At 50.9% G+C, this 511-nt stretch carries 1 protein-coding gene; it reads left to right on the forward strand.

Annotated elements, in window-relative coordinates; all coding sequences use genetic code 11:
- Window positions 1-155: 155 nt before the first annotated feature.
- Window positions 156-511, forward strand: a 356-nt coding sequence (locus tag GCE9029_RS26980; RefSeq protein WP_062668005.1) for a C40 family peptidase, incomplete at its 3' end; no start/stop codon positions are given.

Here is a 511-nt window from a genome sequence, read left to right on the forward strand (position 1 = left end):
CAAAGCCGCGATCGATTTCGATCGCGGCTTTTTTATGTCCGCAATCTTAAATCAGCACCCATAGAACACATTTTATAGACAAAAAATCGTCTAAATTTTGTCAGCAAAGCCTAAACAGCATAAGATAAATCCATTGCTTAGAAGGACCCTTGCCTATGCTCGATGCCAAAACACTCACCCGCCCTCTGCTCACTTGCTTGCTGGCCGGACTGCTAACGGCTTGCAGTAGCATTCCCGATCATCGCATCAGCATCCACACTGGCAACCTGAGCCACTGCAGCGAATCCGTCATTACCCAGCAGCGTTACCGCCAATACCAAGACTGGCGCGGTACTCCCTATGCGTGGGGAGGTATGAGCAAACGCGGGGTGGATTGCTCGGGATTTGTGCATCTGACCTTGCGCGACCAGTTCGGCGCCTATGTGCCCCGTACCACCGCACAACAGGTACTCACTGGTTATCATATCGATGACGATGATCTAGAGGCCGGCGATCTAGTGTTTTTCAAAAC

This window comes from Grimontia celer (genome assembly GCF_900055185.1).
GTDB lineage: Bacteria > Pseudomonadota > Gammaproteobacteria > Enterobacterales > Vibrionaceae > Enterovibrio > Enterovibrio celer.